This is a genomic window from Pseudomonas sp. B16(2017) (assembly GCF_002113205.1).
Classification (GTDB): Bacteria; Pseudomonadota; Gammaproteobacteria; order Pseudomonadales; family Pseudomonadaceae; genus Aquipseudomonas; species Aquipseudomonas pharyngis.
The window spans coordinates 450,206-463,265 of sequence record NZ_NEKA01000002.1 but is presented as its reverse complement, the minus strand read 5'-3'; the positions used below and the strand labels follow the sequence as shown (position 1 = coordinate 463,265).

The 13,060-nt window shown below is 59.5% G+C and carries 17 protein-coding genes and 1 tRNA gene; 7 read left to right on the top strand and 11 right to left on the bottom strand.

Annotated elements, in window-relative coordinates:
• Positions 1–167 precede the first annotated feature (167 nt).
• The 4 genes from CAG25_RS28200 (at position 168) to CAG25_RS04770 (ending at position 2,095) form a co-directional block, all read left to right on the top strand.
• The gene (locus tag CAG25_RS28200) at positions 168–323 is read left to right on the top strand and encodes a hypothetical protein (RefSeq protein ID WP_178076453.1); all 156 of its coding nucleotides are present in this window, start codon (positions 168–170) and stop codon (positions 321–323) included.
• Between the two features lie 168 nt (positions 324–491).
• Positions 492–710 (top strand): 4-oxalocrotonate tautomerase family protein, encoded by a 219-nt coding sequence (locus tag CAG25_RS04780; RefSeq protein WP_007952610.1) that lies wholly within the window; start codon positions 492–494, stop codon positions 708–710.
• Complete coding sequence (locus CAG25_RS04775; protein ID WP_085611184.1) at positions 707–1,351, top strand: DsbA family oxidoreductase; 645 nt, start codon at positions 707–709, stop codon at positions 1,349–1,351. The genes CAG25_RS04780 and CAG25_RS04775 overlap by 4 nt, the downstream gene beginning before the upstream one ends.
• A 33-nt stretch (positions 1,352–1,384) precedes the next feature.
• Positions 1,385–2,095 (top strand): SDR family NAD(P)-dependent oxidoreductase, encoded by a 711-nt coding sequence (locus CAG25_RS04770; RefSeq protein WP_085611183.1) that lies wholly within the window; start codon positions 1,385–1,387, stop codon positions 2,093–2,095.
• A gap of 58 nt (positions 2,096–2,153) precedes the next feature.
• Here CAG25_RS04770 and CAG25_RS04765 read toward each other — a convergent pair whose 3' ends face one another.
• The gene (locus tag CAG25_RS04765; RefSeq protein ID WP_085611182.1) at positions 2,154–2,420 is read right to left on the bottom strand and encodes a DUF3077 domain-containing protein; all 267 of its coding nucleotides are present in this window, start codon (positions 2,418–2,420) and stop codon (positions 2,154–2,156) included.
• 454 nt (positions 2,421–2,874) lie between these two features.
• Between CAG25_RS04765 and CAG25_RS04760 the strand changes: the two genes are divergently transcribed.
• Together CAG25_RS04760 and CAG25_RS04755 are read left to right on the top strand one after the other, a co-directional pair.
• On the top strand, positions 2,875–3,057 hold the full coding sequence (locus CAG25_RS04760; RefSeq protein WP_027611238.1) for a type II toxin-antitoxin system HicA family toxin: 183 nt from the start codon (positions 2,875–2,877) through the stop codon (positions 3,055–3,057).
• Positions 3,058–3,088: 31 nt separating this feature from the next.
• The gene (locus CAG25_RS04755) at positions 3,089–3,514 is read left to right on the top strand and encodes a type II toxin-antitoxin system HicB family antitoxin (RefSeq protein ID WP_074689493.1); all 426 of its coding nucleotides are present in this window, start codon (positions 3,089–3,091) and stop codon (positions 3,512–3,514) included.
• A gap of 129 nt (positions 3,515–3,643) precedes the next feature.
• Here the strand turns inward: CAG25_RS04755 and CAG25_RS04750 are convergent.
• The 7 genes from CAG25_RS04750 to CAG25_RS04720 form a co-directional block, all read right to left on the bottom strand.
• Positions 3,644–3,719: transfer RNA gene (locus CAG25_RS04750), tRNA-Thr, on the bottom strand.
• Positions 3,720–3,795: 76 nt separating this feature from the next.
• Entirely contained in the window at positions 3,796–4,611 is an 816-nt protein-coding gene (locus CAG25_RS04745) for an FkbM family methyltransferase (RefSeq protein WP_085611181.1), read from the bottom strand.
• 344 nt (positions 4,612–4,955) lie between these two features.
• Positions 4,956–6,191, bottom strand: coding sequence for a methyltransferase (locus CAG25_RS04740; RefSeq protein ID WP_085611180.1), 1,236 nt, complete (start codon positions 6,189–6,191; stop codon positions 4,956–4,958).
• Positions 6,172–6,861 carry an ABC transporter permease gene (locus CAG25_RS04735; protein WP_039764656.1) on the bottom strand — a complete coding sequence of 230 codons (690 nt, stop codon included), beginning with the start codon at positions 6,859–6,861 and terminating at the stop codon, positions 6,172–6,174. The genes CAG25_RS04740 and CAG25_RS04735 overlap by 20 nt, the downstream gene beginning before the upstream one ends.
• Entirely contained in the window at positions 6,858–7,553 is a 696-nt protein-coding gene (locus CAG25_RS04730) for an ABC transporter permease (RefSeq protein ID WP_085611179.1), read from the bottom strand. The genes CAG25_RS04735 and CAG25_RS04730 overlap by 4 nt, the downstream gene beginning before the upstream one ends.
• A 78-nt stretch (positions 7,554–7,631) precedes the next feature.
• Positions 7,632–8,378: an ABC transporter substrate-binding protein gene (locus CAG25_RS04725; protein WP_064592811.1), complete on the bottom strand. Its 747-nt coding sequence runs from the start codon at positions 8,376–8,378 to the stop codon at positions 7,632–7,634.
• Positions 8,379–8,391: 13 nt separating this feature from the next.
• Positions 8,392–9,165, bottom strand: a complete 774-nt coding sequence (locus CAG25_RS04720; protein WP_007897462.1) for an ABC transporter ATP-binding protein — start codon at positions 9,163–9,165, stop codon at positions 8,392–8,394.
• Positions 9,166–9,717: 552 nt separating this feature from the next.
• Between CAG25_RS04720 and gabP the strand changes: the two genes are divergently transcribed.
• Positions 9,718–11,109 carry a GABA permease gene (gene gabP / locus CAG25_RS04715; RefSeq protein WP_085611178.1) on the top strand — a complete coding sequence of 464 codons (1,392 nt, stop codon included), beginning with the start codon at positions 9,718–9,720 and terminating at the stop codon, positions 11,107–11,109.
• A 70-nt stretch (positions 11,110–11,179) separates the two neighbouring features.
• Here gabP and CAG25_RS04710 read toward each other — a convergent pair whose 3' ends face one another.
• Genes CAG25_RS04710 through CAG25_RS04700 form a run of 3 tightly spaced genes read right to left on the bottom strand, consistent with a single transcriptional unit; the run spans position 11,180 to position 13,023 of the window.
• Positions 11,180–11,632 (bottom strand): hypothetical protein, encoded by a 453-nt coding sequence (locus CAG25_RS04710; RefSeq protein ID WP_039764661.1) that lies wholly within the window; start codon positions 11,630–11,632, stop codon positions 11,180–11,182.
• A 6-nt stretch (positions 11,633–11,638) separates the two neighbouring features.
• The gene (locus CAG25_RS04705; RefSeq protein ID WP_064592813.1) at positions 11,639–12,052 is read right to left on the bottom strand and encodes a hypothetical protein; all 414 of its coding nucleotides are present in this window, start codon (positions 12,050–12,052) and stop codon (positions 11,639–11,641) included.
• Between the two features lie 20 nt (positions 12,053–12,072).
• On the bottom strand, positions 12,073–13,023 hold the full coding sequence (locus tag CAG25_RS04700; RefSeq protein WP_085611177.1) for an alpha/beta fold hydrolase: 951 nt from the start codon (positions 13,021–13,023) through the stop codon (positions 12,073–12,075).
• Between the last annotated feature and the right edge of the window lie 37 nt (positions 13,024–13,060).

Below are 13,060 nucleotides of genomic sequence, written 5' to 3'. Positions count from 1 at the left end.
TTTGGGTGCATCTGCGGGGATTCTCAAAGGGAAACGACTGACGTGAAGGGTGCCTTTTGCCCGCAGTTTTTACGGATAGGTCTCAGAGATCACGGCGAATGAGCTGATATCGAGTGCCAGAGTGATCGTCTCTAATAAGTCGCAATGACCGGAAATAGGTAATTGCGATGGCGATTCAACGAAAACCCGTACATGTGCGAAGACCATCGCAGAAGACCGCCCGCGCCATGAGGGAGGCACTGCTCCTTCGCCAGTATTTTGATTCAATTGATGAGCTGCTGAAGGCTCAAGGCAATGCAGAAAAAGGCATTAAGTTGCGCTGAACTGACGCGTTCGTTTGCTCAAACTCTTGTGTAGTTGCTACAGGTCATTCATTACACCACCTCACAAATGAAGTACCCCACCCCTACTTTTTCCCCTCCCGGCACACGCCTACATTGAGCTCCAACACCTGACCATCATCCCGAGGGCAGGTCACTGGAGTAGTCGTCATGCCATTTGTCAGCGTACGCATCACCCGCGACGGCGTTACCCGTGAGCAGAAAGCTCAGGTGATCGCCGAAATCACCGAAACCCTGGAGCGCGTCCTCAACAAACGCCCGGACCTGACCCACATCGTGATCGAAGAAGTCGACACCGATAACTGGGGCTACGCCGGCATCACCACCACCGAATACCGCCGACAACTGGCGGAACGGGGGCAGTCATGACCCCGACCGTGACCATCGATTTCGTTTCCGACGTGGTGTGCCCCTGGTGCGCACTCGGGGCGACAGCGCTGGAGCAGGCGATCGGCAATCTGGCCGGTGAGATTTCGGTGAAGCTGACTTACAAGCCCTTCGAACTCAACCCGGACATGCCCGCCGAAGGCGAACCGGCCGTGCAGCACCTGATGCGCAAATACGGCCGCACCGCCGAAGACGTCGCCGCCGGCAAGAAGATGCAGATCGAACGCGGCAAGGCCATCGGTTTCGAGTTCGACCTGGAGAAACGCACGCACTTTCACAACACCTTCGACGCCCATCGCTTGTTGATGTGGGCAGCGCAGGAAGGGCGGCAGGTCGCGCTGAAAAAGATCCTGCTGCGCGCTTACTTCCGCGATGGCGACAACCCCAACGATCACCCGACGCTGATCCGTCTGGCGACCGAAGCGGGGCTGGATGCGGCGAGGGCCCGCAAGGTGCTGGCCAACGACGAATTCGCCAGCGAAGTGCGGCAACTGCAGGCGTTCTACCGGCAGCACGGGATCCACTCGGTGCCCGCGCTGATCCTGAACGGCAAGCACCTGGTCTCCGGTTCGCAATCGGTCGAGTACTACGAACAAATGCTGAAACAACTGGCTGCGGCCTGATTCAACACCTACTTATTGATTGAGGATTTCATCATGAGCAATTCGAAAAAAACTGTCGTTATCACCGGAGCTTCCCAAGGTCTGGGCGAAGGCATGGTCAAGGCCTTCCGCGAACTGGGCTACAACATCGTCGCCACCTCGCGCTCGATCAAACCGTCGAACGACCCGCAGATCCTGACCATCGCCGGCGACATCGGCGACCCGGCCACCGCACAACGCGTGATCAGCGAAGGCGTGGCGCGCTTCGGCCGTATCGACACCCTGGTCAACAACGCCGGCATCTTCGTCGCCAAACCGTTCACCGCCTACACCCCGGAAGACTACGCAGCGGTGCTGTCGGTCAACCTCAACGGCTTCTTCTACATCACCCAACTGGCCATCGCCGAGATGGAAAAACAGGGTAAGGGCCACGTGGTCAACATCACCACCAGCCTGACCGACCACGCGGTAGACGGCGTGCCCTCGGTCCTCGCTTCCCTGACCAAGGGCGGTCTCAACGCTGCGACGAAATCCCTGGCCATCGAATACGCCAAGCGCGGAATCCGGGTGAACGCGGTATCGCCAGGCATCATCAAAACGCCGATGCACGGCGAGGAAACCCACGCGGCACTGGGCGCGCTGCATCCGGTTGGGCACATGGGCGAGATCGACGATATTGCGCAGGCGGTGGTGTATCTCGATAACGCGAATTTTGTGACCGGCGAGATTCTGCATGTGGATGGTGGGCAAAGCGCTGGGCACTGATTGATCCGGTAACACAAAGCCCTCGCCGCGATGCGAGGGCTTTTTTGTGGGCGACGATTTATGGATCTGGACTCAACACTTTGACCGTGTCATCGACCAGCGCCTTGCTCAACTCCTGCAAATATTGCGAGGCGCAGGCGTGGAGTTCTGGATCGTTGGCGGCAGAGGTATCTGACGTGAGCAGTTTGGAAATGTGCAGCAGGTGGGATGCGTGGGAGAGGGCGGTGACGACCGGAACGCCGGAGTTGGTGCGGAAGAGTGCGTGGTTGGATTGGAAGGAAAAATGGGTGAGGCCGAGGGTTTTCAGATCGTGGAGGTTGGTCATGGCTTCACCTACCGTTGGCTGGTTGGTGGAAAGGGCAGACTTTGGACGGATCGATGCTAATCATTTGTGAAACTCCCTGTATCAAATGAGCGCTGCCACTTCGTTCTCAGGCGAAAGGGTGGCAGCTATGCGCAGGCTGAGAAACCGGAGATACAGGAACCCGGCAGGCTCGAAAGCCTCCCACGCACAGCCGCCATTGCACGGAATGCAGGCACAAAAAAACGCCGGCAAACGTGGGTTGGGGCGCTGGTGCGCCTGCATCTTACGCGGGTTCTCAGGCCCGGTCGCTGAATTGGCAGCGACGGGTTTGACGGTAGCTTGAGGGAAGGGGAGAGCGCAATCGTGGCCAGGTGGTGGCGGGTTAGCGATGTTCCAGATGTGTGGTGCAACAGTTATGTTGCATGCGTAACAAATATGTTGCACATTTGCTCGACCGAAACAGCGAGTGATGCACATGAAGTACAGCGAGTTTCGGCGATGGTTGAAAGCCCAAGGCGTCGAGTTCCAAACCGGCAAGGGTAGTCATTTCAAGGTTTCCTTGAATGGCAAATCAACTGTCTTTCCCGACCACGGAGCCAAGGAGATAGGCGAAGGGTTGAGAAAATCGATAATCAAACAACTGGGCCTCAAGGATTGAGACCCAGTTGTACCCCATGAGAGGAAACGTGATGTTCGAATATGCGTTGGAAGTCCACGAGGAGCCGAGCAGTGTCTGGTTGTCCTGCGCAGAAATTCCAGAGATGCACGCCGCTGGCGACACCCTCGAGGAAGCACTCGACGGCGCTATAGATGCGATGGAAACGGCATTGTCGATTTACGTCGATGATCGCCGGTTGATTCCGACAGGTGATGCGGGAGAGCAGGAAAGTGACGCGGTATTGCGTCTGCCTGCACTGACTGCCGCAAAGGTCGGGTTGTGGAATACGCTTCTGGAGTCTGGGGTGAGCAAGGCTGAGCTGGCACGGCGCTTGGGTGTGCAACGACCCCAGGTAGATCGGTTAGTCGATTTCCTGCATCACTCCAAGATTGAGAATGTTGAGCGTGCGTTGCAGCAGCTTGGACGGCGGATTTTACTTTCGGTTGAGGCTGCGTAGGTTTCACAATCGAATGATGGAGAAAAGCCCCCGGCAGCAATAACTGTGGGGGCTTTTTCATTTGGGGCGGAAAACACAAACCCCAGAAACAACAAAGCCCCTGCATTTCTGCAGGGGCTTTGTTTTGTATGGTGCCGGCACCAGGAATCGAACCCGGGACCTACTGATTACAAGTCAGTTGCTCTACCATCTGAGCTATACCGGCGTGTGGGCGACGATTATAGCGACTCGGGTGCTTCTGTAAACCCCTGAATTCAGACTATTTTTGCGCCCTCTGCGATTCACGCCCGGCGCAGGACGTTGCGCAGTTTTTGTACAGCGCGCCAGGCGCGGCTGTTTTGCATGGCGCGCAGTTGGGCTTCGGCTTGTTCGGCGCGTTGCAGGGCGGTTTCCAGGGCCGGGTTTACCGGGTGGGCGAGGTTGTGGCCTTTGCACAGCTGGAAGTTGTCGAGGTTGCACGGTGGCAGGTCGAACGCGGGTTTGAGGTTGATGTGTTCGTTGGCGAGGAAGAAGCTGTTTAGGCCGTCGAACAGGACGTTGGTATAGCCGGCGTCGGTCACCAGGTGTTCCCAGGTGTGGTCGCGCTCCCATGGGGTTTCGATGAGGATGATCCAGGGGCGGAAGCGGCTGAAGTCCATGCCGCGCAGGACGGTTTCTTCGTGGCCCTCGACGTCGATTTTCAGGAAGTGGATCGGCCGCTCGGCGGCGTGCTCTTCGCAGATCGAGGTCAGTGTGCGTGCGTTGACAGTGAAGCTTTGCACGTCCATGCCGAGGTTTTTGCGTTCTTGCGCAACGACCGGGTCAGCGGTGGACAGGCCGGTGTCGGGAATGCCGTAGAAGGTCAGTTCTCCCGGCTGGTCGCTGGCCACGCATTGCAGCGTGGTGTCGCGGGGGCGATGCTGGCGGAGTGCGTCGTAGTAGTTCTGCATCGGTTCGACGTTGATGCCTTGCCAGCCGCGATCATAAAAGGCCTTGGTGACCGAGTCGTGGATCGGGTCATTGGCGCCGACGTCGATATAAAAACCGTTTTCAAAATACTGCAGGGCGCGCCAGAGGCGAACGTCCTCGAAATTCTGTGCGTAAGAAATGAACGTCACGGTCGCTTCCTGTCGGTCAGATTTTTCTTGTTCGGGCGTGCGCTACCTGCACGGCGTAGGTCTGTATAGCAAGGGCGGATGGCAGGCGCAATTGCCCGCTGCCGGCGTCCGCGATTCGGCGGTTATGTCCTTTTGGTCGAGGGCTTATGCACAACAGGCTTTGAAGAGGGCGGGCTTAGGCAGGTTTTTGTGGACGGGTTCTCATTTGAGTCGCAAATCCCTGTTTTGCCGGTTTTTTATTTATGTGAACAAAAAATGACCAGCGCTGTTAATGGCCTGAAACAGCCGTGGATATTGGATCCACGATAAATCCATCAACAGAGTTATCCACAGGCTGTGAAAGATTAAACGCGTTCGGCCAGCAACAGGAAATTACGCGGTGTGATCGGCGCCTCGCAGAAGGTGCCGAGACGTACGACGTATCCCTGTTCGGTGAGGAAAAGTGCCCGATCAAGATTCAGCCAAAGCTCCAGCGGCCGTCGGAACAGTCCGCGCAGCAGTTCCAGATTGCGAACTTCGGCCAATCGCTGCCAACCGGCAGCTTCGAGCGCTACCCAATCTGGCGAGCCGATTGTGGATAACTCTTTCAACGCTGCCAGATCGCGGCAGTAATCAGCGAACGGTTTGTCCAGCCAGGCGCTCGGCAGGGACGGCGTCGGCAAGTATTCGTCGACGCCACGCACTTGCCGTTGCAACAGATCGAAAGCCAGTCGGCGGGCCATGGAGGTGTCACGATGACGTCGGACGCGGGCACCGGCGGTGACGGTTTCGCTCATCGGCAGGGACAGATCTTCCAGCGAGAGCTGTAGGGCGGAGCATGAACCTGCGGAGGACAACGCCTGATATTCAGTGCGACTGATCCGGTTGTAACAGCACGGTGCAATTGCCAGTTGTCGACAGCCAGCGGCGGAGGCCAATTGCATCAGGCGTACATGCAGATCGCCACAAGCATGCAGGGCGACAGGCGTGTGCTCGGCGTGCAGCAATGACGCGGTGTTCGCCGCGAGCACATCCTGCTCGACATGCAGCGCATGCAGGTGATGACGCTGACTCAGTGCCTGGCCGCTGGCGACCAACTCCGAGTCGTATTCCAGACAGGTGAGTTGCTGGCCAGTGCCGAGCAGACGCCGACCCAAATGGCCTTTGCCCGAACACCAATCCAGCCAGTGCTTCGGTTGCGCGGCAAACGACAAGCGGCTGGCGAAGGCTTCGATCTGCTGCCATTTGCGCCCCGGCACATCGACATTCAGACGGTGCCCGGCGGCTTTCAGCGAATGTGCAGGCAGCTCACCGACCGTACTCAATTCAAGCGACAACGCCGCCAATGAAGCGAACGGCTCCGGCGCATCCAAGAGTTCGGCAGGCTGGTTATGCGCGTTTTCCGCATCTTCCAGCGAACGTCCGCGTAGCCACGAGGACAATTCAGGGTAGGACGCTTCCCACGGCAGCTGCAGATGAGTGAACGGGCGGGGCTTCCATAGCGCCTGATGCGCTGTGAGAAATGTATCCAGTGCCGTGAAACGGGCGAGCAGGGCCTCGCCCGTCAACACGTCGGAAGAATCAGCGCCCCTGGCACGCATCGACGCGCAGCCAGCGTTCCAGTAGCTTGAAGCCGCGAACCAGCACGTAAGCCATCACCAGATAGAACACGCCAGCCGCGAAGAAAATCTCCACCGGCAGGTAGGTGCGGGCAATGATCGTGCGCGCCATGCCAGTGAGTTCCAGCAGAGTCACGGTGCTGGCCAGAGCGCTGGCCTTGAGCATCAGGATCACTTCGTTGCTGTAGGCCGGCAGGCCGATGCGCGCGGCGCGCGGCAGGATGATGTAGAACAGCGCTTTCGGCCGGGACATGCCCAGCGCCCGCGCCGCTTCGATCTCGCCCGGCGGAATCGCCTGGATCGCCCCGCGCAGGATTTCGGCGATGTACGCCGCGGTGTGCAGGGTCATGGTCGCAGTGGCACACCAGAATGGATCGCGCAGGTACGGCCACATCGAGCTGTTACGCACCGCGTCGAACTGCGCCAGGCCGTAGTAGACCAGGAACAGTTGAACCAGCAACGGCGTGCCACGGAAAAAGAAGATGTAGGCGTAGGGCACAGCGCGCACGTACCACAGCTTCGAAGAACGGGCGATGCCCAGCGGAATTGCCAGCAGCAAACCGGCGATCACGGCGATGGCCACCAGCTCCAGGGTCAGCGTCGCGCCCTGGGCCAGTTTCGGCAGCCACTTGATGATGACTTCCCAATTCATTGAGCGCTCCTCGCGAAGCCGCGTGCGGCGCGTTTCTCCAGCAGGTGCATGCCGATCATCGCCAGCACGGTCAGGCACAGGTACATGAGCGCCGCCACCATATAGAAGGTGAATGGCTGCTTGGACACGGTCACGCCGATCTGCGCGTGACGCATGATTTCTTCCAGGCCAATGACCGACACCAGCGCGGTGTCTTTCATCAGGATCATGAACAGGTTGCCCAGGCCGGGCAGGGCGATGCGCCACATCTGCGGCATGATCAGTTTGGTGAAGATCCGCCATTTCGACAGGCCCAGGGCCACGCCAGCCTCGCGGTGGCCTTTGGGAATGGCGAGGATCGCGCCGCGAAACACTTCCGTGGCGTAGGCGCCGAAGCACAGGCCCAGCGCAATGACGCCGGCGGCGAAGGCGCTGAGTTCCAGTCCGGGATTGCCGATAAACTCACCGAGCGCGCGCATGGCGTTGACCGTACCGAAGTAGATCAACAGCACCCAGAGCAATTCCGGGACGCCGCGCACCAGGGTCGAATAGGTTCCGCCAAGCCATTGCAACGGCTTGTACGGGGAAGTCTTGGCCAAGGCGCCGAGCAGACCGAGCACCAGCCCCAGGCACAGGGCCGAGAGTGCCAGTTTGACGGTCATCAGCGCGCCGGCGAAGAGCGCCGGGCCGAATCCGTAGAGGTCGATAATCATGGATTTCTTTTCAAATCGCGGCAGGCAAGGCCGGGGATCGGCACCGTCATGTGACGGCGCCGATCCGGCAGGTCAGGATCAGTAGATGCTGAACGGGAAGTACTTGTCGTTGATCTTCTTGTAGGTGCCGTCGGCAACGATTTCCTTCAGCGCAGCGTTCAGCTTCTCGCGGATCGGGTCGCCTTTACGTACAGCGATACCGATCTTGTCGCTTTCTTCCACCGGATCGCCCTTGAATTCATAGGCTTTGCCGGCGTCGCTTTTCAGCCACTCGTAGTTGACGTATTTGTCGGCGAGGATGCCGTCCAGACGACCGGAGGTCAGGTCGAGGTAGGCGTTTTCCTGGGTGTCGTAGAGTTTCACTTCGACGCCCGGCATGTTGTCTTCCATGAAGGTGCCGGCGAGGGTCGCGCGCTGGGCGCCGATCACTTTGCCTTTCAGGGAGTCCTTGTCGGTCTTGAACTCTTTATCCTTCGGCGCGATGAACTGCAGCTTGTTGGAGTAGTACGGGTCGGTGAAATCCACCGCTTGCTTGCGCTCGTCGGTGATCGACATCGAGGAGATCAGGAAATCGAACTTCTTGGCGTTCAGGGCCGGGATGATGCCGTCCCAGTCCGAAGTGACGACGGAGCATTCAACTTTCATCTTGGCGCACAGGGCGTCGCCGATGTCTTTGTCGAAGCCGACGACGTTACCGCTGGCGTCTTTGTTGTTGAACGGCGGGTAAGCCGCTTCGATGCCCATCTTCAGGGTCTCGGCCATGGCACCGGCGCTGAACGCGAGGGTGACGGCGGCGGCCAGGAAGACCTTTTTGTAGTTCTGCATGCGGGTAGCTCCGTTAGCGGTTGCTGGACATGAATTGTTTGCAGCGCGCCGAAAGCGGGTTTTCGAACACCTGCTGTGGCGATCCTTGCTCTTCTACCAGGCCCTGGTGGAGGAACACCACTTCGCTGGAGACCTGACGGGCAAAGCCCATCTCGTGGGTCACGAGCAGCATGGTGCGGCCTTCTTCGGCCAATGCGCGGATGACATTAAGTACTTCCTGGACCATTTCCGGGTCAAGGGCGGAGGTGGGCTCGTCGAACAGGATCACCTTGGGCTGCATCGCCAGCGTGCGGGCAATCGCCGCGCGCTGTTGCTGGCCGCCGGACAGTTGCGCCGGATAGGCGTGGCGCTTGTCGGCGATGCCGACCTTGGCCAGCAGCGCTTCGGCGACTTCGATGGCTTCGGCCTTGCTCTGGCCGAGCACGCGGCGCGGGGCTTCGATGATGTTGTCGAGCACGCTCATGTGCGGCCACAGATTAAAGTTTTGAAACACAAAACCAATCTCGGAGCGCAGGCGGTTGATCTGCTTGCCGTCTGCGGCAACCAGTTCGCCATTCTTGGCGGCCTTGAGCTTGAGTTCTTCCCCGGCCACCAGGATCTGGCCCTGATGCGGGTTTTCCAACAGGTTGATGCAACGCAGGAACGTGGACTTGCCGGAACCGGAGGAACCCAGGATCGAGATCACATCGCCGTCGCGGGCGGTCAGCGAGATGCCTTTGAGCACCTCAAGCTGTCCGTAGCGTTTGTGCAAGTTGCGGATTTCAAGCGCGGGCGTGGCCTCAGCCATGTGCGTTCCTCATATATGTTGCGCTCCTGCTGTTGGTTGGCCTTCCTGGCGAGGCGGCCAAGCTAGCATAGCGTTTCAATGGCAGCCAACAGCGCTACGAGCGGTAAACGGATGGCGTGTGGCAGGTTGTCGCATCGGCGCAGCAGACTGTCGCCCCATCAACAACCGAACGGGTGTTTGAACGTGGATTCCCGTGGGTGTCGCTTAAAAAAAGGCGCGATGTTGCCACCTTTGGCGGGGTGTTGGAAGCGCTATCCGGCCGATCGTTCCTCATTCGCCCTTTTATTGTGCATCCCGCACTTTTTCAGTGTGTTTCTGGTGCGCTCGTTCGTTTGAAAAGTGAGTCGCAGGGTAACGCTTTGGCGAAAGGCCATTATTCTCAAGGACTTGCGATGACTGTCCGGTCGCGCGGAAAACCGCACGGCAGAAGAGTTTGAAACATTTTGGCGCATTTATTGCGTGCAGAATCCGGAACGCCCCGTTGGATTCTTTTTACGAGAAGGAACGCCAGACGGGCCGGACGCAATCGCTTTCCTCGCAAAGGTAGTTCCAATGAGCAGTACCCAAAGCTCCAATGGCCTCGAACAGGGGCTCAAACCGCGTCATGTGACCATGCTGTCGATCGCCGGGGTGATCGGTGCAGGTCTGTTCGTCGGCTCCGGCCACGCCATCGCCGCTGCCGGTCCCGCTGTTCTACTGGCTTACGCCGCTGCTGGCGCGCTGGTTGTGTTGGTGATGCGCATGCTCGGCGAAATGGCGGTTGCCTCGCCTGACACTGGCTCGTTCTCGACTTACGCCGACCGCGCTATCGGTCACTGGGCCGGTTTCACCATCGGCTGGCTGTACTGGTGGTTCTGGGTTTTGGTGATTCCGCTGGAAGCCAACGCCGCCGCAACCATCCTGCACGCCTGGTTCCCGGGTGTGGAAATCTGGGCCTTCGCCCTGATCATCACCATGCTGCTGACCGTGACCAACCTGTTCAGCGTGAAAAATTACGGTGAGTTCGAATTCTGGTTCGCCCTGCTCAAAGTCGTGGCGATCATCGGTTTCATCATTCTTGGCGTCGCGGCCATTTTCGGCTTCCTGCCGAACAGCCAGGTCAGCGGCGTTTCGCACATCTTCGACACCCAGGGCTTCCTGCCGAACGGCATGGGCGCGGTGCTGGGCGCGATCCTGACCACCATGTTCTCCTTCATGGGTACCGAGATCGTGACCATCGCGGCCGCGGAATCGAAGAACCCTGGCAAGCAGATCTCCAAGGCCACCAACTCGGTGATCTGGCGGATCGGCTTGTTCTACCTCGTTTCGATCTTCATCGTCGTGGCCCTGGTGCCATGGAACGATCCGGTTCTGGCCAGCGTCGGTTCCTACCAGACCGTGCTTGAGCGCATGGGCATCCCGAACGCCAAGATGATCGTCGACATCGTGGTTCTGGTCGCTGTAACCAGCTGCCTGAACTCGGCGCTGTACACCTCTTCGCGCATGCTGTTCTCCCTCGGCAAGCGCGGCGATGCCCCGGCCATGGCGACCCGCACCAACAAAAGCGGCACCCCTTACTGGGCGGTAATGCTGTCCACTGGCGCGGCGTTCCTGTGCACTTTCGCCAACTACGTAGCCCCGGCGGCGGTGTTCGAGTTCCTGCTGGCCAGCTCCGGCGCGATCGCGCTGCTGGTGTACCTGGTGATCGCGATTTCGCAACTGCGCATGCGTAAACAGCGCATGGCTCGCGGCGAGAAAATCGTCTTCAGCATGTGGCTGTTCCCGGGCCTGACCTACGCGGTGATCGTGTTCATCGTGGCGGCCCTGACCATCATGCTGTTCCAGGATGCCCATCGCGTGGAAATCCTCGCGACCGGCCTGCTCAGCCTGCTGGTGGTCGCGGCCGGTCTGCTGGTGGCCCGCCGCCGCAATCTGGAAAAGCGTGGCGCCGCGGTGCTGAACTGATCCGCAACGCGTAACGCAAAACGGCCGCTGTCAGTGATGACAAGCGGCCGTTTTTGTTACTGCGAGCGGTTTATTCGCTCTTCTCTTCCTGCGCTTCCACCGACTGACCGTAGGTGTCCAGCGCAATCCCGAAATCGCTGATGAACTGCGGTTCGCTCAGCCAGGCCTGGGCGGTCTCGCGATCCATGCCATCGGCCCACATGCGGTAGTCGATCAGCATGTCGGCGGCCAGGTGAGTGGCGGCCATGCCTTCGTTCTCGGCATTTTCCATGTCCAGCAGTTCAGGATGGTCGACGATGATGAACGCCAGCTCACGCAGCAGCGTCAGCAGCATTTCGTTGCGGCTGACGGCTTCGGCGTCGCGCATCTTGCTGAACATCGCCAGGGTGTATTCCGGGATCGGCTCGGCCAGGTGACCGAGGTCATCGTCCTGCGCCAGGGGTTTGCGACCGACCATGCGGATCTGCTTGGCTTTGGCCTTGGCGCGTTTGGCGCGTTTCTGTTGCTTGTTCAGGGATGCCATGGGAACTCAGTTTTTCTGTTGGGTTTGTGCGGCGATTGCGTCGGACGCGGCCACATAGTCTTTCTGGAAATCCGGCGATTCGATCCACGCCAGAGCGCCAGCCTCGTCAGTCTCGGTGGCCCACTGGCGGTACTCGATCAGCGCGGCGAGGATGAAGTCCATCGCGCCTTCTTCGCCTTCCTGCTCGTACACCAGCTCCAGCAGCGGGTCTTCGAGGAACGCGGTGCACAGGGCCTGCTGGCTGATCTTTTCGGCGTCGATCATTTTCTTGAACAGTTCGGTCAGGTCCACCGACTCAAAATCGATGCGGTCGTCGTTCGGGTCCAGCTCGACCGGCGCTTCCGCACGTTTGGTGCGGTTCTGCTTGGCCTTGGTCTTGGCCCGGGCGGCGCGTTTTTGCTGCTTGTTGGCGGAAGCCATGGTGTGTGTTCCGTGGTGCGTTAAAGGGCTTGGCTGCGTGGGATCTTGCGCCCCGGTGTGTCGGAGGCCAGTTCGCCGGTCTGCAGCCAGGTCAGAGCGATGGGCCATAGTGTGGCTTGGTATGCGCTGCGAAAAAAGGCGAAATGTCCGACTTGCTGTTCGCCGATGTCCTGCGGCTCGATTCGCAGGTGGGTCTTTTGCGCATTGTGGAAGTAAGCCAGCAGGCGTTCGATGGCGGGAATCGTGCCGTAGGGATCGTCACTGATGCTGATTGCCAGGGCTTTGGCCCGGACGTTGGCGAAGGGCAGGTTGCGGATCGTTCTACCGCTCGGACGCCGCTCATAACGTGCGGCAGGTGTGCTCCAGTCGCGCACCACGCCGGCGGGCGTGTCTTCCAGCCAGCCAAGTCGCTTGCCCGGAAAATATCCACAGAACAGCGTGACCAGCGGCATCAGCAGATGCCATTTGCCGAACATCCGCCAGCGATGCTCGGGCGCGTAATCGCGCCAGTAAGCGAACTGCGCGCCGACGGTCACCAGTCGTCGGATTATCTTCCCGGACGCCCCCAGGCCTGCTGCGCAGCCGCCGAAGCTGTGCCCGACCACATCGATCGGCTGACCGGGAAACTCTCGCTGCGCGCGTTTGAGCATCGCCTCGAAATCCAGCGCGCCCCAATCCGTCCACGAAGCCTGCAAATGCCTCATCGACTTTGGCCGCGATTCACCAATGCCGCGGTAGTCGAAAATGATCACGTCGAACCCATTGGCGAACAGATACGCCGCGAAGCGCGAGTAGTGGCGGCAGCGCACGGACGTGGCGGCGTTGATGATGACCACGGGGCGTTGTGGATCCGGTGACGCGTGACGCCAGGTGAAACCGCCGAGCAGATAGCCGTCGGCGGCGGGCTCTTGGAAAGGCTCGCTTTCTGCTGACAGCTGACCGAGTGGCAGTGGCACGCTTTGGAGGTTCATGGCGATTCAGACTTTCGGGGACGGGTCGAGGATGAAC